The sequence below is a fragment of the Hymenobacter coccineus genome, from assembly GCF_001816125.1.
Taxonomy (GTDB): Bacteria; Bacteroidota; Bacteroidia; order Cytophagales; family Hymenobacteraceae; genus Hymenobacter; species Hymenobacter coccineus.
In genome coordinates this window covers 1-19,857 of record NZ_MDZA01000408.1, presented here as the reverse complement: position 1 = coordinate 19,857, position 19,857 = coordinate 1, and the positions used below count along the sequence as shown (strand labels likewise).

19 protein-coding genes are annotated in these 19,857 nt (G+C 63.4%); 9 read left to right on the top strand and 10 right to left on the bottom strand.

Translation table 11 applies throughout. The features are described from left to right. Positions 1–82: 82 nt before the first annotated feature. Positions 83–748: a DUF2461 domain-containing protein gene (locus BEN49_RS18765; RefSeq protein ID WP_070745987.1), complete on the top strand. Its 666-nt coding sequence runs from the start codon at positions 83–85 to the stop codon at positions 746–748. 153 nt (positions 749–901) lie between these two features. Here the strand turns inward: BEN49_RS18765 and BEN49_RS18760 are convergent, their stop codons facing one another. From BEN49_RS18760 to BEN49_RS18750, 3 genes are all read right to left on the bottom strand, one after another. Then, on the bottom strand, positions 902–1,411 hold the full coding sequence (locus BEN49_RS18760) for a DUF6702 family protein (RefSeq protein ID WP_083326243.1): 510 nt from the start codon (positions 1,409–1,411) through the stop codon (positions 902–904). Positions 1,412–1,554: 143 nt separating this feature from the next. Further along, a complete protein-coding gene (gene rseP, locus BEN49_RS18755) occupies positions 1,555–2,898 on the bottom strand; it encodes an RIP metalloprotease RseP (RefSeq protein ID WP_070745974.1) in 1,344 nt (447 codons plus the stop codon). Between the two features lie 105 nt (positions 2,899–3,003). Next, positions 3,004–4,176, bottom strand: a complete 1,173-nt coding sequence (locus BEN49_RS18750) for a 1-deoxy-D-xylulose-5-phosphate reductoisomerase (RefSeq protein WP_070745973.1) — start codon at positions 4,174–4,176, stop codon at positions 3,004–3,006. Between the two features lie 299 nt (positions 4,177–4,475). On the opposite strand from BEN49_RS18750, the gene BEN49_RS18745 reads away from it, so the two are divergent. Then, positions 4,476–5,636 (top strand): SDR family oxidoreductase, encoded by a 1,161-nt coding sequence (locus BEN49_RS18745; RefSeq protein WP_070745972.1) that lies wholly within the window; start codon positions 4,476–4,478, stop codon positions 5,634–5,636. 177 nt (positions 5,637–5,813) lie between these two features. After that, entirely contained in the window at positions 5,814–6,320 is a 507-nt protein-coding gene (locus tag BEN49_RS18740) for an ankyrin repeat domain-containing protein (RefSeq protein WP_070745971.1), read from the top strand. 83 nt (positions 6,321–6,403) lie between these two features. On the opposite strand, the gene BEN49_RS18735 is transcribed toward BEN49_RS18740, so the two are convergent. After that, entirely contained in the window at positions 6,404–7,192 is a 789-nt protein-coding gene (locus BEN49_RS18735) for an SDR family NAD(P)-dependent oxidoreductase (RefSeq protein ID WP_070745970.1), read from the bottom strand. Positions 7,193–7,690: 498 nt separating this feature from the next. Here BEN49_RS18735 and BEN49_RS18730 point away from each other — a divergent pair, with 498 nt between their 5' ends. Beyond that, positions 7,691–8,425 carry a TonB family protein gene (locus BEN49_RS18730; protein WP_070745969.1) on the top strand — a complete coding sequence of 245 codons (735 nt, stop codon included), beginning with the start codon at positions 7,691–7,693 and terminating at the stop codon, positions 8,423–8,425. 102 nt (positions 8,426–8,527) lie between these two features. Continuing rightward, on the top strand, positions 8,528–9,658 hold the full coding sequence (locus BEN49_RS18725) for a DUF418 domain-containing protein (RefSeq protein ID WP_070745968.1): 1,131 nt from the start codon (positions 8,528–8,530) through the stop codon (positions 9,656–9,658). A 177-nt stretch (positions 9,659–9,835) separates the two neighbouring features. On the opposite strand, the gene BEN49_RS18720 is transcribed toward BEN49_RS18725, so the two are convergent. The 4 genes from BEN49_RS18720 to BEN49_RS28340 all read right to left on the bottom strand — a co-directional run bounded on the left by BEN49_RS18720 (position 9,836) and on the right by BEN49_RS28340 (position 14,369). Further along, entirely contained in the window at positions 9,836–10,225 is a 390-nt protein-coding gene (locus tag BEN49_RS18720) for a GerW family sporulation protein (RefSeq protein ID WP_070745967.1), read from the bottom strand. Between the two features lie 22 nt (positions 10,226–10,247). Further along, positions 10,248–12,443 (bottom strand): methylmalonyl-CoA mutase, encoded by a 2,196-nt coding sequence (scpA, locus tag BEN49_RS18715; protein ID WP_070745966.1) that lies wholly within the window; start codon positions 12,441–12,443, stop codon positions 10,248–10,250. Between the two features lie 133 nt (positions 12,444–12,576). After that, positions 12,577–13,767 carry a methylmalonyl-CoA mutase family protein gene (locus tag BEN49_RS18710; protein ID WP_070745965.1) on the bottom strand — a complete coding sequence of 397 codons (1,191 nt, stop codon included), beginning with the start codon at positions 13,765–13,767 and terminating at the stop codon, positions 12,577–12,579. Next, the gene (locus BEN49_RS28340) at positions 13,764–14,369 is read right to left on the bottom strand and encodes a hypothetical protein (protein ID WP_070745964.1); all 606 of its coding nucleotides are present in this window, start codon (positions 14,367–14,369) and stop codon (positions 13,764–13,766) included. Before BEN49_RS28340 ends, BEN49_RS18710 begins: the two co-directional genes overlap by 4 nt. Positions 14,370–14,540: 171 nt before the next feature. Here BEN49_RS28340 and BEN49_RS18700 point away from each other — a divergent pair, with 171 nt between their 5' ends. The 4 genes from BEN49_RS18700 to BEN49_RS18685 all read left to right on the top strand — a co-directional run bounded on the left by BEN49_RS18700 (position 14,541) and on the right by BEN49_RS18685 (position 18,532). Continuing rightward, on the top strand, positions 14,541–15,299 hold the full coding sequence (locus tag BEN49_RS18700) for a 5'-nucleotidase C-terminal domain-containing protein (RefSeq protein ID WP_070745985.1): 759 nt from the start codon (positions 14,541–14,543) through the stop codon (positions 15,297–15,299). Between the two features lie 73 nt (positions 15,300–15,372). Then, on the top strand, positions 15,373–16,311 hold the full coding sequence (locus BEN49_RS18695) for a bifunctional metallophosphatase/5'-nucleotidase (protein ID WP_070745963.1): 939 nt from the start codon (positions 15,373–15,375) through the stop codon (positions 16,309–16,311). 155 nt (positions 16,312–16,466) lie between these two features. Further along, entirely contained in the window at positions 16,467–17,999 is a 1,533-nt protein-coding gene (gene dnaA / locus BEN49_RS18690) for a chromosomal replication initiator protein DnaA (protein ID WP_083326240.1), read from the top strand. Between the two features lie 56 nt (positions 18,000–18,055). Next, entirely contained in the window at positions 18,056–18,532 is a 477-nt protein-coding gene (locus tag BEN49_RS18685) for a Uma2 family endonuclease (protein WP_070745962.1), read from the top strand. A 4-nt stretch (positions 18,533–18,536) separates the two neighbouring features. Here the strand turns inward: BEN49_RS18685 and BEN49_RS18680 are convergent, their stop codons facing one another. Both BEN49_RS18680 and BEN49_RS18675 read right to left on the bottom strand, forming a co-directional pair. Next, positions 18,537–19,028 carry a hypothetical protein gene (locus BEN49_RS18680; protein WP_070745961.1) on the bottom strand — a complete coding sequence of 164 codons (492 nt, stop codon included), beginning with the start codon at positions 19,026–19,028 and terminating at the stop codon, positions 18,537–18,539. A gap of 94 nt (positions 19,029–19,122) precedes the next feature. Continuing rightward, positions 19,123–19,554: an OsmC family peroxiredoxin gene (locus BEN49_RS18675; protein ID WP_070745960.1), complete on the bottom strand. Its 432-nt coding sequence runs from the start codon at positions 19,552–19,554 to the stop codon at positions 19,123–19,125. Positions 19,555–19,857 lie beyond the last annotated feature (303 nt).

Here is a 19,857-nt window from a genome sequence, read left to right as displayed (position 1 = left end):
TTTGTACAACGCCGGGTGGCTGCTGCTATTTTGTGGGGCCCAGCTAATCGGCCGCGGGGCCCAGTTTTTCGTTGGTACCCCTATGCAGCTTTCTCCCCTTTTTACCTTTCTCGCCGGCCTAGCCATGCACAACGACCGCGCCTGGTTCCAGGAGCGCAAGGCCGAGTACACCCGCCTCCGGGCTGATTTCGAGGAAGATGTCGCATTCTGGCGGCAAGAGTTGAACCGGCTCGACCCGGCCCTGGCGGGGCCCCTGGGCCGCACCAGCGTGTTCCGCATCTACCGCGACGTGCGCTTCTCCAAGAACAAAGACCCCTACAAAACCCACTTTTCGGCCTACTTCACCGCCAGCGCGGGCAAAGACATCGACGCGCCCGGCTACTACGTGCAGGTGGGCCCCGGTAGTACGCTGGTGGCCGCCGGCCTCTACCAGCCCGACAAGGTGCAGCTGGCCGCCATCCGCCAGGAAATCGACTACAACGCCGACGACCTGCGCGCCGTGCTGGGGGCCCCCGGCTTTCGCCAGTATTTCGCCGGCCTAGGTGGCGACCGGCTCAAAAAAGCCCCCGCCGGCTACGACCCCGCCCACCCCGAAATCGAATTTCTGAAGCACAAAAGCTTCGCCGTCAGTCAGGAAATTCCCGACGCCGAAGTGCTAGCCCAGAAAGATTTTCGCGGCTACGTGCTGGCGCGGCTGGAGGCCCTAGTGCCGTTCTGCGGCTTTCTACGCGAGGCGCTGGAAGGGTAGGAATGGCGCCGGGCCGCCGGCTTTTCGTCGGCTGTCCGTTAATCGTTGCCGAAGATTGGGGGCCCGTGAAAGATTAGGGCCCTGGCGGCGCAACGGCCGCAACGATTACCGGGCAGCCGGCGAAAAGCCGGCAGCCCGGGCCGCGCTACAGAGCTACCAGCTCAGTGTTTCCTGCTCGTGGCCCTGGCGCAGCAGGGCGCTGACTTTCTTGCCGTTGGCTTCTAGGTTCACAATGTTCATCTGGTCGGTGAAGGAATCGAGCAGCAGAGAATTGCGCACTTGCACACCGGTTGCCTTGCCCGCAACGGCCACCTTGCTGTAGAGCCAGTACGAATCCTTTTCGGGCTGCATGCCAATGAATTGCAGCGGCAGTGGGGCCCCGGCGGGCGTCTTCAGCACCAGCGTGCGGCGCAGGTACTCGGCGGCGATGAGTGTCCCCGCGGGCCCCGCCGTTTGCAAGTCCACGTGGGCCGGGCGGCCCTCCGAGAGGCCGCGCTCAAAGTCGTCGGTAAAGACCTTGGTGGCCAGTTCCAGCTGCTGCTTGGCCGCGTTGTAGCGCAGCTCCGTGATGCTGGCGTGGTAGGCGTGCAGCGCCGGCCGGGCGGGCGTGGGGGCCCCCAGCAGCGCCAAAACCAAACCGAGCAACGGGGCGAAGGAGAGCATAGCGGGAAAGAGATGGGTTAAATTAAAGAACGCCATGCTGAGCTCGTTGAAGCATCTCTACCGCTAAGTAAATGATTACTTATGCGGTAGAGATGCTTCGACGAGCTCAGCATGACGTTCTGATTACAAGAGATAAGCCCGCCTTAGTGGATGGCTTTGAGTAGCGGCTTGAGGATGATGACGTAGGCCATCAGCATCAGAATCAGGACCGTCCCGATTTGCTGGGCCACGCCGAGGAACTTGTCGGACGGCTTGCGGCGGGTAATGATTTCGTAGAGCAGGAACACCACGTGGCCGCCGTCGAGGGCCGGAATGGGGAGCAAGTTCATGAAGGCCAGCACCATGCTCAATCCGCCGGTGAGGCCCCAGAAGCGCTGCCAGTCCCACTGCCCGCCGTATTGCTGGGCAATTTCCACGGGGCCCCCGAGGCTTTCCGAAGCTTTGGCTTCGCCGCGGAAAATCTTGGCAATGGCGCGGCCTTGCAGGCCAATCACCCCGAAAGCTTTGCTGGTACCCGCCGGAATGGCCTGGGCCAGAGAGTATTGGCGCTGCTCGAAGTGCATGGTGGGCTTGGGCTCGAAGCCGAGCTTGCCCGCGGCCGTCACAGCCGCCGTCAGGGCCAGGGGCTGGCCGTCGCGCTCCACGGCGAGGGTGGTTTTCTTGCCGGCGTTGGCCACCAGGGCCGCTTGCAGCTCGTCGAAATACTGGATGGGCTTGCCCGCAATGGCCACAATGTGGTCGCCGGGCTTGAGGCCCGCTTCAGCGGCCGGGTTGCCGGCCACCACGCGGCCCACGGTGAAGGGCTCGCGGGGCCGCACAAACAGGCTATCCTGCTGCTGGGCAAAATTATCCATGAAGTTGGTGGGCACGTTCACGTCCACCAGTTGGCCGCCGCGCTCCACGGTGAAGTAAGAGTGCGAGCCCAACAGCACCTCGGGCTTGTACACCTCGTCAAACTCGGCGAAGGGCCGGCCGTTGATTTTCACGATCTTATCGCCGGTGCGGAAGCCCATGCTGCGGCCCAGGCCGTTGGGCAGGATGCCGTAGCGGGCCTCGGAGGCGGGCAGGTAGTTCTCGCCGTAGTGCATCGTGATGGCCGAGAAAATGACGATGCCGGTAATCACGTTCATGATGATGCCGCCGAGCATCACCAACAGGCGCTGCCAGGCCGGCTTCGAGCGGAACTCGTCGGGCTGCGGGGGCCCCGCCAGGGCGTCGGCGTCCTGGGTTTCGTCGATCATCCCGTGAATCTGCACGTAGCCGCCCAGTGGGAACCAGCCGATGCCGTACTCCGTCTCGCCGATTTTTTTCTTGACTAGGGCGAAATTCATCACCGCCGGCAGCGGAAACAGGAAGTCGAAGAAGATGTAGAACTTATCGACCCGGATTTTAAACAGCTTGGCGAAGGCGAAGTGGCCAAATTCGTGCAAGCCCACCAACAGCGACAGGCCCAGCAAAAGCTGGCCGGCCATAACGAGAATTTCCAAGAAGTAGGAATTAAAAATTAAAAATTATGAATTAAAAGCCATCGAAACCAAAGACTGAAAGCGAGGTTAGCCGCAGGGGCTACGCCGATTTTTAACTTTTGATTCTCAACTTTTAATTAACCCCGAAGCGGCCCGCCGCGTTTCCGCATCGGTCTGCATCAGGTCGTCGAGCGACGGGTTGGCAAGGTACGGCACCCGCGCCAGGCACCCGGCCACGAGGTCGGACATCTGGCGGAAGCCGACCTCCTCCCGCAAAAATGCGGCCACGGCTATCTCATTGGCAGCGTTGAGGATACAAGGCGCGTTGCCGCCCCGGCGCATGGCCCCGAAGGCCAGCTCCAGGTTGGGGAACGCCGCCCGGTCGGGGGCCTCAAACGTGAGCGTGGGGTGGTCGAGAAAAGAGAACCGCGGGAACGTGTTGGCCAGCCGCTGCGGGTAGCCCAGGGCGTACTGGATGGGCAGCTTCATGTCGGGCAGGCCCAGTTGGGCCTTCAGCGAGCCGTCGGCAAACTGCACTAGCGAGTGCACGATGCTTTGGGGGTGTACCACCACGTCAATCTGCTCGTTGTCAAGCCCGAACAGCCACTTGGCCTCAATCACCTCCAGGCCCTTGTTCATGAGCGAGGCCGAATCGATGGTGATTTTGGCGCCCATCTCCCAGTTGGGGTGCTTGAGGGCCTGGGCCTTGGTCACGGCCTCCATCTCGCGGGCCGAGCGGCCGCGGAAGGGCCCCCCGGAGGCGGTGAGGATGATTTTCTCAATTGGGTTCAGCTCCTCGCCCACCAAACACTGGAAAATGGCCGAATGCTCGGAATCGACGGGCAGCAGGCGCACGCCGTGCTGCTGCACCAGTTGGGTAATTAGCTCGCCGGCTACCACCAGGGTTTCCTTGTTGGCCAGGGCAATGTCCTTGCCGGCCCGGATGGCGGCCACCGTGGGCAGCAGCCCGGCGTAGCCCACCAATGCCGTGAGCACCACGTCGATTTCGGGGCGCGTGACGACCTCAGCCAGGGCAGCCGGCCCGGCCAGCACCTCGGTTTCGGGCTGCCCGGCTAGGGCGGCTTGCACGGGGCCCCGGAGGCTCTCGTCGCCGATGACCACCGCGGCGGGGCGGAACTCCCGCGCCTGCCGCACTAGCAGTTCCCACTGCCGCTGGGCGCTCAGCACGGCCACCCGGAAGCGGCCCGGCTGCTGGCGCACCACTTCCAGCGCCTGCGTGCCAATGGAGCCGGTGCTGCCCAGCAAGGCCAGGGTTTTTATCGAAGAATCAGGGCTCATTTAGGGGAGTGGGAAAGACGGGGGCAAAGGTAGGGGCGGGGCGGGCTGCCGGCTTTTCGCCGGCCGGCCGCTAAGCATTGCCTGGCGTGGCTTAGGTTATCATTGAACTCCTAGTGGTTGCCGGTCCGCTGGCTGAGCTTACTCCTGGGGCCTTAGTGATGGCCGGGCAGCCGGCGAAAAAGCGGCAGCCCGGGCCCCTGGGTAAGCTCGGCATATCCAACCGGGGCGCGGGCGCGTAAGCAAAGGAGTTGCCAGCGTGGCAAAAAACCTGGTTTCCCTCCACTTCCTCGCTTCTCATTATGTCCCACCAACCCAAACCACTCGACCAACAAATCATCGTCATCACCGGCGCCACCAGCGGCATCGGCCTGGCCACGGCCCGCGCTGCGGCCAAAGCAGGGGCCCGCCTCGTGCTGGCCGCCCGCTCCGAAAAAGACCTGCGCGCCGTGGCCGGGCAGCTCGAGCAAGCTGGGGCCCACGTAACCACTGTGGCCGCCGACGTGGCCAAGCCCGCCGACGTGGCCCGCATCGCCGAGGCCGCCCGTAGCCACTTCGGCGGCTTCGACACATGGGTGAACAACGCCGGCGTGGGCATCTTCGGCCGCATCGAAGACGGCAACGCCGAGGACCACCGCCGCCTGTTCGAAACCAACTTCTGGGGCATCGTCAACGGCTCGCTGGAGGCCCTCAAGCACTTCAAAGCGCACGGCGGGGCCCTCATCAACCTGGGCAGCGTGGTGTCGGACGTGGCCATCCCCATGCAGGGCATGTACTCGGCCAGCAAGCACGCCGTGAAAGGCTTCACCGACGCGCTGCGCATCGAGCTGGAGCACGAGGAGGCCCCGGTCACGGTCACGCTCATCAAGCCGGCCAGCATCGACACGCCCTTCAACAAGAACGTGCGCAACTACACCGACTACGAGTTGCAGCTGCCCCCGCCCGTGTACGCGCCTGAGGAAGTGGCCAACGCCATCCTGTACGCGGCTGTGCACCCCACGCGCGACATTTACGTGGGCGGCGGCGGCAAGGTGATGAGCACCTTCAACAAGCACGCCCCGGGCGTGATGGACTGGATTAGTGCCAAGGCCATTGTGGGCCAGGAAAAGAGCGACAAGCCCGCCGCCAACCCCGCCGGGGGGCTCCAGCAGCCCGGCCTGGGCGGCCACGCCCACAGCGACTACCCCGGCCACGTGATGAAGAGCTACTACACCCGCACCACCATGAACCCCTTGGTGGCCGGGGCCCTGGCCGCCGCCGGCCTCGCCGTGGCCAGCGCCCTGATTACGGGCAACTTCTCGTGGGGCAAACTGAAGGACGCCGGCGTGCGGATAAAAGAATTGAAGGCCCCCGAGCCCGCACCGGCGCCGGCAAAAGAGCCCCAAGCTGCCGCCACCACCAACGGCTCGGTGGCCCCGAAAGACCCCCAGCAGCCAGCCATTCCGCAGAGCCCCCAGGCCTAGCGCTGCCGCTCCTGCGCGGGGTCACCCAGGCCTAGCGCTGCCGCTCCTGCGCGGGGTCATAAGAAAGCCTTTTCGCGAGAGAAGGCTTTCTTATGACCCCGCGCCAAACCCAGCCGGCACCAAGTTGTCTTGCACCGTACCAAGCGGCATTTTGCCCCTTATCTTAATTTGCTTTCCATGGAATCCCCCTCTTCCCGCCCCCAAGATTCGTTGTTTGAAGCCGCCCGCAAAGGCGATGTGGCCCAGATTGAACAGCTGCTGCAAAACCCTGCCGTTGACATCAACGCCCAAGAAGGCAAAGGTTTTTCGGCCCTCGTGCTGGCTACTTACGACAACAACATCGACGCCGCGCGCGCGCTGCTCGACCGCCACGCCAACCCCAATGTGCAGGACAACAGCGGCAATACGGCCCTGATGGGCGTCAGCTTCAAGGGCTACACTGAAATTGCCCGCCTGCTCATCGCCCGCGGCGCCGACCTGAACCTGACCAACGGCAACGGCGGCACGGCCCTGATGTTCGCCACTATGTTTGGCCGCAACGAGCTGGTGAAGCTCCTGCTCGAAGCCGGCGCCGACGCCACCGTAAAAGACGCCCGGGGCCTCACCGCCCTGCACCTCGCCGGCCAGCAGGGCAACGCCGAAGCCTGGCAGCTACTCGGCGGTGAGCCCGAAACGGCCGAATAAGTCCCCTTGGGGCCCCCAGAAAGAAAGGCCCGCCGCCCCGACCAATGGTCGGGGCGGCGGGCCTTTCTTTGGTTGGCGCAAACTCAAATGCTGCGCACCACGCCGCCATCGGCGCGCACCGCGGCCCCGTTGGTGGCTGCGGCCAGGGGGCTGACGAGGTAGGCCGCCGTGTCGGCAATTTCCTCCACGGTGATGAAGCGCTGGAGTAGCGACGAAGGCCGCGCGTCGCGGAAGAACTCGTGCTCGGCCTCTTCGCGGGTTTTGCCCTCGCCGGCCAGCTTTTTCAGGAATTCCTCCACCCCCTCAGAGGCCGTGGGGCCCGGTAGCAACGAGTTGACCGTGACGGCCGTGCCCTTGGTGAGCTCGGCCAGGCCGCGGGCCACGGCCAACTGGGCCGTTTTGGTGGTGCCGTAGTGAATCATCTCGGCCGGAATTTGCAGCCCCGACTCGCTCGAAATGAACAAGATGCGGCCCTGGCCCCGGGCCAGCATCTGCGGGAAGTACTGGCGCGCCAGCCGCACTCCGCTCAGCACGTTCACTTCAAAAAAGCGTAGCCAGTCGGCGTCCGCAATTTCGGCAAAGGGCTTGGGCTCGAAAATGCCCACGTTGTTGACCAGAATATCCACCGCGGGCACGGCCGCCAGCAGCGCGTCAATCTGCGCTACGTCGTCAAAATCGACGGCCACGCCGCGCACCACCGCCCCCGGCGTGCGCTGCAAAATGGCGGCTTTGGCCTCGGCCAGGCGCGCCTCGGTGCGCCCGGTGAGCACCACGTGGGCCCCTTCGGCCGCTAGCCGCTGGGCAATGGCTAGGCCGATGCCCGCGGTGGAGCCCGTTACGAGGGCTGTTTTGTTGGTGATTTGAAGATCCATGAAACAAGAAAAAGAGTAAGGTGAACCGCTTGGCATTATAACTGCCATACCGGGGCTTTGTCACGGGCTACCGGCCAGTGCTCCGATTTTTGGGTAGCCGACATTTGTTAAATGCACTGAATATATAAAATCGAGAATTATTTTAAAAATTATAATTTTAATGAGATATTATCTGATAATTTTTTATGTCAAATTTTAATAAATAAAAATTAGTCAATCAACTAAAAAGCTATTTTATTTGCCTATTATTGAGAAGAACAAGATTATAAGTTGAATTATGGCTGGGTATATTGTTCCAATGAATTAAATTTTATTAATAATCAAGTATTTGGTACGGTTATAACTATTACTTCAAAAACATGGTATTAGACAATTTTATTTTACGACTACTGGTATTCGTTTTCCTGTCTTTCGGTTGTGGGTTTGCCATAGCCAAAGTTGTTCGCAAAGCTGCCCAGTTACCCGGTTTTTCTTCCTCTTATCCAGGCCATTATTTCTATGCTGCTACACCTCTACACCAGCCTGTTGTTTCTGAGCCACGCGCTTGCGCCTGCTTCGCTGCCTAATGCTTCGCCCGAGCCCCCCCGCAGTAACTATAGGGCCCCCGGCCTCCTGGCTGCGCTGGTGGGCCAGGTGCTGAACGAAGCCGGCGCGCCCTTGCCGGGCGTCGTCATCGTGGTGCAGGGCTCGCCCGGCGTGGCGAGTACCAACTCCGACGGCCGCTTTCTGGTGCCCGCGCCGGGGGCCGATCCGGTGCTCGTATTCAGCTGCTCGGGCTACCGGGCCCAGACCGTGGTAGCCCCGGCCGATGGGCCCCTGGCCGTGACGATGTACGCCCTGACGGGCAGTGGCTCGGACGCGGCCACGGCCACGACCGGCGCCACGGTATCGGCCGGTGGCAGCGCCCGCGCTGCTGCCCTGGCTTTTGCTGAGGTGATGCCCGCCTTCACCGGCGGTGAGGTGGCCTACCATACCTACTTGCGCCAAAACGCGCACTACCCCGCCCGGGCCCTGGAGGACAACTTGGCCGGTGCGGTATTCGTGGGGTTTGTGGTCGATGAGCAGGGCCGCATCTGCGACGCCGAAGTGGTGAAAGGCTGCGGCCACGGCTTCGATGAAGAAGCCCTGCGCCTGGTGCGCCTCATGCCGTGGTGGCAGCCGGGCCGCGTGGCCGGCCGGCCCGTGCGCGTGGTCCGCACTTTGCGCATCGCCTTCAAGGCGCAGCAGCAATAAGGAGGAATCGCGCCGGGGCCCTGGCGGGCGGTGGCTGGCAAAACCTGGGCGCGCCGTTAGTTTTGTGGGGCCCGCCATTGGGGGGCCCACATTAACCTAGGCGTGCTGCCAACCTCAACATTTCCTTCGGCGCCGCCCGCCGCCCCACCGCGGCTCGAAGCAGTGGACGCGCTGCGGGGCTTTGCCCTGCTGGGCATCTGGCTGGTGCACTTTCTAACAAAATTTGTGGGCCAGCGCGGCGACGGCACGGGCCCCGCGGGCCTGCTAAGTGCCGGCGAAATGGCCGTTCGGCTGGGAATCGACACGTTTGTGGTGGGGAAGTTTTTTAGCATCTTCTCGCTGCTTTTTGGGCTGGGCTTTGCCTTGCAGCTGCGCAGCGCCGGTGCCAAAGGGCTGCCTTATACCGTGCGCTTTGTGTGGCGGCTGGCGCTGTTGGGGGCCTTTGGCTGGCTGCACCGGCTGCTGTTCACGTTCGAGATTCTGCACGCTTACGCCGTGGTGGGCCTGCTGCTGGTGCTGGTGTACCGGTGGCGCAATGGGTGGCTGCTGCTCACAAGTGCGCTTCTCTTTGTTGGGGGGCTGTGCTTTGCTTACTGGCTGGCCCCGGCCACGGTGCTGTTCAACCGGGTCTTCGGGGAGGCGGCGGGCAGCTTTCTGGTAGATGAATTCTCCGGATTTCGGGTGTTCTCTATCGCGGCCCTGTTTGTGCTTGGCCTGTACCTGGGCCGCCGCGACGCATTTGCCGATACCCCTGCCAACCGGGTATTTTTTAACCGGATTTTAGTGGTAGCAGCAGTAGTTTTTTTGGGTTTGCGGCTTGCCTATAGTCAGTTAGCAGCGGCCCTGGGTGCCAGCCTGGCCATTCGCTTCTACGAAGTCTTTTTTACCTTGAAGAGCCTCGTCGTTTCGGCTTTGTACGTGGCCGGCCTGGTGCAATTGTACCGGCAGCCCCTGCTTCGGCGGGCCCTGGCCTGGCTGGGGCCCCTGGGCAGAATGGGCCTGACCACCTACGTGCTACAATCCTTGTGCTTGTTGCTTTTTGCCTGGTATTGCCAGCATTACGTAGGCCCCGCTCCAATCCCCCTAAAGTGGGTGCTAGTAGCCGCCGCGCTCCTCTTCGCTGCGCAAGCCGCCGCGGCGCACGGCTGGCTGCGCCGCTTCCGCTACGGGCCCCTGGAGTGGCTGTGGCGCAGTGCTACTTACTGGCAGTGGCAGCCGCTGCGGCGGGGGTAAGGGTGCCTCATTTTAGCGCTTTATTTCATGCGGAAAATCCGTGGTTATCTAGCCTATCGCAAGAGGATCCCAGGCGAGTATAGGTACGTAAAAGGCCCGCCGGGTATGGCGGGCCTTCTATTTAATGGATTGGAGCAGTTCCAGAAGAAACTGGGGCAACGAGAAAATATAAATTCCCTACTTTCCATTCCTGCTTCTCAGCAGCCGAGGTACACTCCGCAGCAGCAGCCAGGCGATGGCCCCGCTCACCGCCACCAGCGGCACCACCGACGACCGGATGGGCCGGAAGCGGCTGCGGCCCTCCTGCAGCTCGATGTAGCCCACGGGCGTGAGCGATACGCCCACTCCGGCCCCCAGGCCCGAGCCAGCGCCTTCGCCCGCCTGGGTGCCGCCGCCTCCGCCGCCCCCAAAGCCGTAGCGCACCCGCGCCACTGGAATGACGGTGACGCCCTCGCGCTCGACGGGGGTGCCGTACACCGTTTGGGCCGTGGCGGAGGTACCGAGTAGTTGGCCCAGGCGTTCAAGCAGTAAAAGAGCCGGGGTTTCGGCGGCCGATGGGGTTTTCATGGAATGAAAAAGTAACGAGTGGTTAAAGCTTCGCTAGAATCTCTTGCGCAGCTTTGGCAATCACCGTTCCGGGGCCGTACACGCCGGCCACGCCGGCGTTGAACAAGAATTGGTAGTCCTGGGCGGGGATGACGCCGCCGGCAATTACCAGGATATCGGGCCGGCCTTGGTCCTTTAGCTCCTGGATGAGCAGGGGCAGCAGGGTTTTGTGGCCGGCGGCGAGGCTGCTCACACCCACCACGTGCACGTCGTTGTCCACGGCTTGGCGGGCCACTTCGCCGGGGGTTTGGAACAAGGGCGCCAAGTCCACGTCGAAGCCTACGTCGGCGAAGCTCGTGGCAATGATTTTGGCGCCCCGGTCGTGGCCGTCCTGGCCCATTTTGGCCACCAACATGCGCGGGCGGCGGCCTTCGGCGGCGGCGAAGGCATCGGCGGCGGCGCGGGCCCGGGCAAACTCCTCGTTGTGGCTCATTTCCTGCGAGTACACGCCCGCCACGGTGCGGGTGGTGGCCTGGTGGCGGCCGTACATGGCCTCCAGCGCGTCGGATATTTCGCCCAGCGTGGCGCGTGCCCGGGCGGCCGTTACGGCCAGGGCTAGCAGGTTAGAAGCTGAAAGTTGAGCGTTGGGAGTGGCCGGGGCCCCGTCGGATTTCAACTCCTCACTTTCAACTTTTAACTCTTCCAACCGCAGGCTGGCGGCTTCGGTGAGGGCGGCCAGGGCCACCTTCACGGCCACGGCGTCGCGGGTGGCTTTTACATGGGTGAGGCGCGTGATTTGGCTTTCGCGCACGGCGTCGTTGTCGATGTCCAGCACCTCGACCTCGGTTTTTTCGTCGGTCTGGTACTGGTTCACGCCCACAATTACTTCCTTGCCGGCGTCGATGCGGGCTTGCTTGCGGGCGGCGGCTTCCTCGATGCGCAGCTTGGGCAGGCCGGTTTCGATGGCCTTGGCCATGCCGCCGAGCGCCTCCACTTCCTGGATGAGGACCCAGGCTTTGTCGGCTAGCTCGTGGGTCAGGGTTTCGACGTAGTACGAGCCGCCCCAGGGGTCCACCACTTTCGTCACGTCGGTTTCGTGCTGCAAATACAGCTGGGTGTTGCGGGCGATGCGGGCCGAGAAGTCGGTGGGCAGGGCAATGGCCTCGTCCAACGCATTGGTGTGCAGGCTTTGGGTGCCGCCGAGCACGGCCGCCAGGGCCTCGATGGCGGTGCGGGCCACGTTGTTGTAAGGGTCCTGCTCGGTGAGGGAGTAGCCCGAGGTTTGGCAGTGGGTGCGCAAAGCCAAGCTTTTGGGGTTCTGCGGGTTGAACTGCTGCATGAGCTTGGCCCAGAGCAGGCGGCCGGCGCGCAGCTTGGCAATTTCCATGAAGTGGTTCATGCCGATGGCCCAGAAAAACGACAGGCGCGGCGCGAAGTCGTCCACTGGCAGGCCCACGGCGAGGCCGGCGCGCACGTACTCTAGGCCGTCGGCCAAGGTGTAGGCCAGCTCCAGGTCGGCGGTGGCGCCGGCTTCCTGCATGTGGTAGCCGCTGATGCTAATGGAGTTGAACTTGGGCATGCGCGCCGCCGTGTAGCTGAAAATGTCGGCGATGATGCGCATGCTGGGCCCCGGCGGGTAGATGTAGGTGTTGCGCACCATGAACTCCTTCAGAATGTCGTTCTGGATGGTGCCGGTCAGCTTTTCGGGCGGCACGCCCTGCTCCTCGGCCGCCACGATGAAAAAGGCCAGCACCGGCAGCACCGCCCCGTTCATGGTCATGCTCACCGACATCTGCTCCAGCGGAATCTGATCGAAGAGAATTTTCATGTCCTCCACCGAGTCGATGGCCACGCCGGCCTTGCCCACGTCGCCCTGCACGCGGGGGTGGTCCGAGTCGTAGCCGCGGTGGGTGGCCAGGTCGAAGGCCACGCTTAGCCCTTTTTGGCCGCCGGCCAGGTTGCGGCGGTAGAAGGCGTTGCTGGCCTCGGCCGTCGAGAAGCCCGCGTACTGCCGCACCGTCCACGGGTTTTGGGTGTACATGCTGGCGTAGGGCCCCCGCAGGTAGGGCGCCTGCCCGGCCCCGAAGCCCAGGTGGTCGAGGTGGGCCACGTCGGCGGCGGTGTAGCAAGGCTTCAGCGCAATGCCTTCGGGCGTAGACTGGGCCGGCGCCTCGGGGCCCCCGGGGGCTGGCTGGGGCGGCGCGGCGTCGTAGGCAATGGCAGCGAAGTCAGGTTTCATGGGAGGAGAATTAAAAATTAAAAATTATGAATTAAAAATCAGCAAATCAGCTGGTTTAGCCTTGGATCTTGCTAGAGAACTAAGGCGAGAATTCATAATTTTTAATCCTTCATTTTTAATTTTTAATTGAAGCCTACCGCCCTTGTAGGCGGGCCAGCACTTCCTCGGTGGTATAGCCCTGCACCGTCATTTCGTGGAAGCCAAACACGCGTACGGCCTCCTGTAAAGTGGCCAGGTCGGAGGAGAGCAGCACCGGCGCCACGAACACCTGGCGCTCGGTCGGGATGCGGTAGAGGAACCGGGCAAAGCGCTGGAATTGCTCAGGCGTGGCGTACATCAGCGTGGCCTCTTCGGGCGACGAGAACAGGAACGACAACGTGCCTTCGGGGTGGCTAGCGGCCAGCTCGGGCCGCTCCAGGGCCGGCAGCAACCGGTAGAACGACTCCTCGATGTGGCGGTTGACGCCCGCGCCCAGCAGCACCAGCGCCGCCTGCTTGGTTTTGCGCTCGCGCCGCTCGAAGTGCAGGGCCGTAGCCAGGCGCAGCACTTCGGAAGGGTAGGTGGCGCGCGTGGTGTCGAAGGTGGCCGAGCGCAGCAACTTCTTGGGGTTGAAAGCGAAGCGCTCGGCGCGGTCCTCGAACCGGTTGGTGCCCACCACCACTTGCTTGCCGGCGGCGATGCGCTGGAATGTGGCCGTGGCCGCGGCGTGCACGGCTTCTAATACCAGCGGCCGAGCCCCCGGCAGGCCGCCCGCCGCCTCGGTTTGCTGGAACAGGGCCCAGGCCCCGCGGGCCAGCTCATCGGTCAGGGTTTCGATGAAATACGAGCCGGCGGCGGGGTCTTGCACAACGCCGAAGTGGGCCTCCTCGCGTAAAATGAGCGAGAGGTTGCGCGCCAGGCGGCCCGAAAAATCGTTGGGTGTAGCAAACAGGCTGTCGAACGTGCCCACCGACAGCGAGTCGGCGCCGCCGAGCACGGCGCTCATGGCTTCGGTGGTGGCGCGTAGCAGGTTGGTGTGCGAGTCGAGGGTGGTTTGCGTCCAGGTAGCAGTGGTGGCGTGCACCCGCAGACCCGCGGCCGCGCCAGGCGGCAAGCCGTAGGCGTGCAGCAGCGTGGGCCAGAGGCGGCGCAGGGCCCGCAGCTTGGCCAGTTCGGGGAAGTAGCTGGGAGCCACGGCCACGTGCCAGTGCAGGGCCCTGGCCACGGCGGCCAGGGGCGTGGCCTCGTCGGGCAGGGTGGCCAGCAGGGTGGCGGCGGTGCTCAGGCCGTAGGCCAGCTGCTGGCTGCCGGTAGCCCCGGCGTTGCCGAAGTACGCTGCGTTCACGGCCAGCGCCCGGAAGTCGGGGCCAGGTTTGAGCCAGGGGCTACGCAGCGGCGCAGGGGCCCCGGGCGTACTGCGGCGGGCGTGCCGCCCTCGGGGCCCCCAGCAGCGGCGCAAAACCGCAGGAAGCCGCACAGCGCCACGCCCGGCGCGGCGGCGGCCAAGCGGGCCAGTAGATCATTAGGGCCCTCGGCCACGGTGTAGCCCACGAAGGTGGTGGCCAGTGGCAGCCGCTGGGCCAGGTAATCGGTATCAAAAGCCGAAGCAGTGGCCAGCTCGAAATGCACGCCGTCGGCCCCGTGTTCCAGGGCCGTCACGGCGCGTTCTACCTCAAAGTGGCCGTCGGCGCCCACCGGCACGGGCAGCGCGGGCACGTTCTGCCAGGGGCGGGCCGGGAAGGGCAGGGGCGCGGGCGGGCCCCCCAGCGCATCGAGGGCCTCGCGGTGGTAAAACGGCTCCAGCACCGGGCCGCCGGGTAGGGGCCAGCGCAGCACGGCGGGGTCCTGGCCCTTGAGGTCGCGGGCCAGGCGGGCCTGCCAGGCGGCGGTGGTGAGGGCCGGAAATTCAGTAAAAGCAACCGGCAGCGCCGGCAGGGATTCGGACATGGGAAGGACGGAAAACCCCGGCCAGGCCGGGCCGCGGGATGCCCGCAAGATACCGCCCCGGCCGGGAAAGGCCGGGCCCCCGGGCCCTACCAAACTTGGCCGCGGCCGTACCTTTGCCGTCCAGCGGCGGCCCGCCGCCCGCCGTTGTTGCCCACCGCTTTCGTGCTTTCCATGCTGCGTTCCTTTCGTTTCACGGCCGCCGCGCTGGCCCTGGTGGCCGCCGCTGGCTGCCAGCGGGGCCCCTACCGGCCCACTGCCCACTTTGCGCCCGCCACGAGCCAGCCGGTGGGCAAAACCCAGGCCGAAGACCCCGCCGTGGCCGCCCTCATCCGGCCCTACCACGACAAGGTGACGGCCGAAATGCAGGGCGTGCTGGGCACGGCCCCGGTGGCCCTCACCAAGAAAACAGGCGAGTCGCCGCTGGCCAATTTCGTGGCCGACTTGCAGCGCCAGCGCGCCGCCGAGGTGTTGCACGAGGCCATTCCGCTGAGCGTGATGACCAACGGCGGCCTGCGCGCCGGCTTGCCCGCGGGGCCCGTTACGATGGGCAACGTGTTCGAGTTGATGCCGTTTGAGAACGAGCTGGTGGTGCTCGACGCGCCGGCCGCCACCGTGCAGCAGCTCTTTGACTTCGCTGCCCGCGTGAAAATGGCCGTCTCGGGGGCCACCTACACGGCCACGCCCGACGGCCACGCCCTGGACATCCGCATCGGCGGCCTGCCCTTCGACGCCGCCCAGGCCAAGCCCTACGCCATTGCCATTTCCGACTACCTGGCCGGTGGCGGCGACAACATGGTGTTCTTCAAGAACATTGCCCCGCGCCACACCGGCGTGCTGCTGCGCTCCGCCATCGCCGACCACATCCGCGACCTTACCAACGCCGGCCAGCCCGTCACGGCCCAGGTCGAAGGCCGAGTGAAAGTCAATTAACAGTTATCAGTTGACTACAACTATCTCCTGTTAAATCGATAACTGTTCACTGCTAATTGTTGACTAATTTGCTATGCAACGCCGCGACTTTCTCCGTAATTCTTTGCTGGGCACCGCCGGCCTCACCGGGCTGGGGGCCCTGGCCAACGCGGCCGCGGCGGCCCCCGCCGCCAAAGCCCCGGTGAAGCTTACCATCTTGCACACCAATGATATGCACTCGCGTATCGAGCCGTTTCCTGAAGGGGGCGGGCAGTGGGCGGGCCTGGGCGGCATGGCCCGGCGCGCGGCCCTGATTGCCGACGTGCGGGCCCAGGAACCCAACGTGTTGCTGCTCGACTCGGGCGATATTTTCCAGGGCACGCCGTATTTCAACTTCTTCGGTGGCGAGCTGGAATACAAGCTGATGACCCGCATGGGCTACGACGCCAGCACCTTGGGCAACCACGATTTCGACAATGGCCTCGACGGCCTCGGGCGCCAGCTGCCCAACGCCGGCTTCCCATTCCTCATCGCCAATTATGACTTTTCGAAAACTCCTTTGGCTGGTAAGTTTCAGCCCTACAAGGTGTTCGTGAAGCAGGGCGTGCGCGTGGGCGTGTTCGGGCTGGGCATTGAGCTGGCCGGGCTGGTGGGCGACAAAAACTTCGGCCAAACCCTGTACCTCGACCCCGTGGCCAAGGCCAAGGAAATGGTGGCCCAGCTGCGGGGCCCCGAAAAGTGCGACATGGTGATTTGCCTCTCGCACCTGGGCTACAAGTACGACAACGAAAAACTCGACGACCGCAAGCTGGCCGCCCAGGTAGCCGGCCTCGACCTGATTTTGGGTGGCCACACCCACACGTTTATGGACGCGCCCGAGCCCATCCAGGGCCCCGACGGCCACGCCGCCCTCATCAACCAAGTGGGCTGGTCGGGCATCAACCTCGGGCGGCTCGATTACGAATTTGCGCCCGGAGCCAAGCGCGGCGGGCTGGCCAGTGCCGCTGTGGTGCCCGTGCGCGGGGCCTGCTAAAAGCCCGACATAAGCAAGGAAGAACCGACTTTTTTTCCTGCTAAGTTTTCCACAATTTTGTCCCCCCCTAGCCCAAACGCCTCCACGTTCGGGAAGGGTTTGGTTGTCTTTCTACCCTCGTTTGATGCTGCCCGGCTCGCTGGCGGACTTGTCCCATGCTCAAAGATTTTCGCACCGTTTGGGCAGGCTGTCTGCGCACGATTGCGTCCGAAATCGGCGAGCAGAGCTTCAAGACCTGGTTTCGGCCCATCGTGCCGATTGAGTTGAAGGATAACGTGCTCACCATTCAGGTGCCGAGCAACTACTTCTACGACTGGCTCGAAGAGCACTACGTGGACGAGCTGCGCCGGGCCCTATTCCAGGAATTGGGGGCCGCTGGCCGCCTGGAGTACAGCGTGGTGGTGGACCAGGGCACGCCCCTCGACCAGCCCAAAACGCTGCACCTGCCCCCGGCCCGTAAGCAGGCGGCTCCCGAGCGCGACGCTCCGCCGCCCGACGCGCGGCCCCGGCCGGTGCCCGGTAATGGCCCCGCCAGCGGCCCCCGCTACTACCAGGCCGCCGGCAGCAACCGCCCCGTGATGGCCCCCGCCGCCGCGGCCACCGCCGAAGCAGCCCCGCGCAACCCCTTCCAGCAGGCGCGCGCCGTGGACGGCAACTTGGTGCCCTCGCAGCTCAACGGCTCCTACACGTTCGACAATTACATCGAGGGCGACTGCAACCGCCTGGCCCGCTCGGCCGGTATTGCCGTGGCCAACAAGCCGGGTACCACCAGTTTCAACCCGCTGATGGTGTACGGCGGCGTGGGCCTGGGCAAAACCCACTTGGTGCAGGCCATCGGCAACCACATCAAGGCCTCGGGGCCCGAGCGGTTCGTGCTGTACGTATCGGCGGAGAAGTTCACCAACCAGTTCATCGAGAGCGTGAAGTCGCACAAGGTGCAGGACTTTGCCAACTTCTACCTCCAAGTTGACGTGCTGATTCTGGACGACGTGCAGTTCCTGGCTGATAAGGATAAGACCCAGGAGATGTTCTTTCACATCTTCAATCACTTGCAGCAGTCGGCCAAGCAAATTGTGCTGACCTCCGACCGGCCGCCTAAGGACTTGCAGGGGTTGGAAGACCGGCTACTGTCGCGCTTCAAGTGGGGCCTGACGGCCGACGTGCAGACGCCCGACTTCGAGACGCGCGTGGCCATCATCCGCAACAAGATGGAGCAGGACGGGATTGACATTCCGGCCCCGCACGTGGTGGATTATCTGGCCAACTCGGTGCACACCAACGTGCGCGAGCTGGAGGGCGTCATCGCCTCGCTGGTGGCCCAGAGCAGCCTGAGCCGCCGCGACATCGACCTGGAAATGGTGAAGCAGGCCCTGCGCCACATCATCGAAGAAGTGGAGGCGGAGGTAAACCTCGACTTCATCCAGAAGACGGTGGCCGCGTACTTCAACGTGTCGGTGGACTTGCTGAAGGACAAAACCCGCAAGAAGGAAGTGGTGACGGCCCGGCAGGTGGCCATGTACTTCGCCAAGCACCACACCAGCCACACGCTGAAAACCATCGGTTTCCACTTCGGCGGGCGCGACCACACCACCGTCATGCACTCGGTGCAAACCGTGTCGGACCTGGTGGATCTGGACAAGAAATTCCGTAGCCAGGTCGACGATTTGCGCAAGAAATTCGCTAAGTAGGGGCCCTGAAATTTTTGGGGCGGCGGGTTATCTTTGAGAATACCTAATGCTCACTTATGGAAACGCTTGCCATCGAACTTTCCGAATACGAGCTGGAACGCGGAAAACCCATGCCTAGTAGAAATCATGGTATAATTCAAGCCAACTTGGTGCTTGAACTAGGTACACGTTACCGCCAGCAGTACCGATTTATATCAGAAGTCAACATCGACGTAATTGGCCGAGTAATGGTGCCAGATGTTGGCATTTTCACAAAGATGCTGGTTGATATGCAGCACGATGAAATAGTGCTGGCACAGCTTCCGCTTACTACAATTGAGATTTTATCCCCCGCCCAGGCTTTAACTGATTTGGTGGATAAAGCTGCTAGCTACTTTGATGCTGGAGTAAAATCCTGCTGGATTGTATTACCGCAGTTACAAGCCGTAGTAGTGTATGCCAACCCAACCGACTATACCTTCTTCCACGGTGCCCAAACCCTAACCGACCCGGCCACCGGTATCGAGCTGCCGCTGGGGCCCCTATTCGAGTAGAGTACTATCCGCGCAGTGGGTTGGGCTCCAGCAAGTTGATGTGGTAGCGGGCGGCGAAGCGGCGCACCTGCTCGCGGAAGACCAGCTTGCGGCGCTTGCCCTTTACTTCCTTCAAATCGAGGGCGTATACCTCGTTGTCCTTCATGCGCACGCGCATCACGGAGGCTAGCAGCTCCAGGGTGGCGATGTTCTCGACGGGGAATACTTGCTTGGGGCGGAACAGGCCGTTTTTGTGCACCATATAGCCGGGCGTAAACTCCAGGTAGCTTTGGGTGCCGAAAATCGGGGCGTTGTTCACCAGCACGTAGCCGATGTAGACGAGGCTGAACGCCAGGAATACCCAGTGCAGAAAGTGGTAGTCGTGGGCCGTGGTGTCGCCCCAGGCCATGCCCAAAACGTAGACCACCCAAAACAAGCCAATGGCCAGTTGGCCCCAAAATGGGACGCGGGAGGTGTTGGCGGGGCGGAGGCGGATGCGGGTAGAACCTGTGGGCATGGGGCAAAAATAGTTTCCCGCTGCCGGTTTCGCGCCGGAGCCGCCAAATGGGGCCCCGGCGCGAAACCGGCAGCGGGAAATAATAGCAGCTAACCTAAGCCAGTTTGGCTTCGAGCGTCATTTTGGGCACGGCGCTCAGCACCTTCGATACCGGGCAGTTGCTCTTGGCATCTTCGGCGTGCTTCTGGAAGTCTTCGGGCGTGATGTTGCCGCCGGTTACCTTGCCCACGGTGTTCACGTGGATGTGCTCGATGACCGGGTGGCCGTCGTTGGGGTTCATCGTCACGGTGCTGGTCGTGGTGATGTTCTCGATGGTGTGGCCGTGCTTGGTGAGCACACTCGTAAGGTACATGGTGTAGCAGCCGGCGTGGGCGGCGCCAATCAGCTCCTCGGGGTTGGTGCCGGGCTTGCCTTCGAAGCGGCTGCCGGCCGAGTACGGGGCGTCGAGGTTGCCGCTGTCGGTGGTGAGGGTGCCGCTGCCTTTGATGTCGCCGTTCCAAACGGCCTTGCCTGCGTGATCTGCCATGATGTAGTAAAAAGTAAGTGGGTTTGGGTAGGAAACGGGGCTTCCGGATTTAGGTTGCTGCCCGGCCGCCGCGGGGCCCCGGGTGTACTTTCGCCCCACTTACTAATACGCTGCTGTTCAGGTTATGGGACTAAAATCAACGCTGAGCCGGCCCCTGGCGGCCTACGTGGTGCACCGCGACCGCCAGTGGCAGCGCGAACCCGTGGCCGCGCAGCTGCGGCTGCTGGCGCTGCTGGCGCCACCGGGGCCCACGCTTCGGGCGCGCCCACGGCCTGGGGCCTGCGCACCCCGCCGACCTGGCCC

Bases quoted from the DNA above. Each gene is read 5' to 3' on its own strand.
- scpA (WP_070745966.1), bottom strand. From the start codon at position 12,443: ATGAAACCTGACTTCGCTGCCATTGCCTACGACGCCGCGCCGCCCCAG.
- BEN49_RS18760 (WP_083326243.1), bottom strand. From the start codon at position 1,411: ATGCTCTCCTTCGCCCCGTTGCTCGGTTTGGTTTTGGCGCTGCTGGGG.
- BEN49_RS18745 (WP_070745972.1), top strand. From the start codon at position 4,476: ATGTCCCACCAACCCAAACCACTCGACCAACAAATCATCGTCATCACC.
- dnaA (WP_083326240.1), top strand. From the start codon at position 16,467: ATGCTCAAAGATTTTCGCACCGTTTGGGCAGGCTGTCTGCGCACGATT.
- BEN49_RS18720 (WP_070745967.1), bottom strand. From the start codon at position 10,225: ATGAAAACCCCATCGGCCGCCGAAACCCCGGCTCTTTTACTGCTTGAA.
- BEN49_RS28340 (WP_070745964.1), bottom strand. From the start codon at position 14,369: ATGTCCGAATCCCTGCCGGCGCTGCCGGTTGCTTTTACTGAATTTCCG.
- BEN49_RS18735 (WP_070745970.1), bottom strand. From the start codon at position 7,192: ATGGATCTTCAAATCACCAACAAAACAGCCCTCGTAACGGGCTCCACC.
- BEN49_RS18680 (WP_070745961.1), bottom strand. From the start codon at position 19,028: ATGCCCACAGGTTCTACCCGCATCCGCCTCCGCCCCGCCAACACCTCC.
- BEN49_RS18685 (WP_070745962.1), top strand. From the start codon at position 18,056: ATGGAAACGCTTGCCATCGAACTTTCCGAATACGAGCTGGAACGCGGA.
- BEN49_RS18695 (WP_070745963.1), top strand. From the start codon at position 15,373: ATGCAACGCCGCGACTTTCTCCGTAATTCTTTGCTGGGCACCGCCGGC.
- BEN49_RS18765 (WP_070745987.1), top strand. From the start codon at position 83: ATGCAGCTTTCTCCCCTTTTTACCTTTCTCGCCGGCCTAGCCATGCAC.
- BEN49_RS18740 (WP_070745971.1), top strand. From the start codon at position 5,814: ATGGAATCCCCCTCTTCCCGCCCCCAAGATTCGTTGTTTGAAGCCGCC.
- BEN49_RS18675 (WP_070745960.1), bottom strand. From the start codon at position 19,554: ATGGCAGATCACGCAGGCAAGGCCGTTTGGAACGGCGACATCAAAGGC.
- BEN49_RS18700 (WP_070745985.1), top strand. From the start codon at position 14,541: ATGCTGCGTTCCTTTCGTTTCACGGCCGCCGCGCTGGCCCTGGTGGCC.
- BEN49_RS18730 (WP_070745969.1), top strand. From the start codon at position 7,691: ATGCTGCTACACCTCTACACCAGCCTGTTGTTTCTGAGCCACGCGCTT.
- BEN49_RS18750 (WP_070745973.1), bottom strand. From the start codon at position 4,176: ATGAGCCCTGATTCTTCGATAAAAACCCTGGCCTTGCTGGGCAGCACC.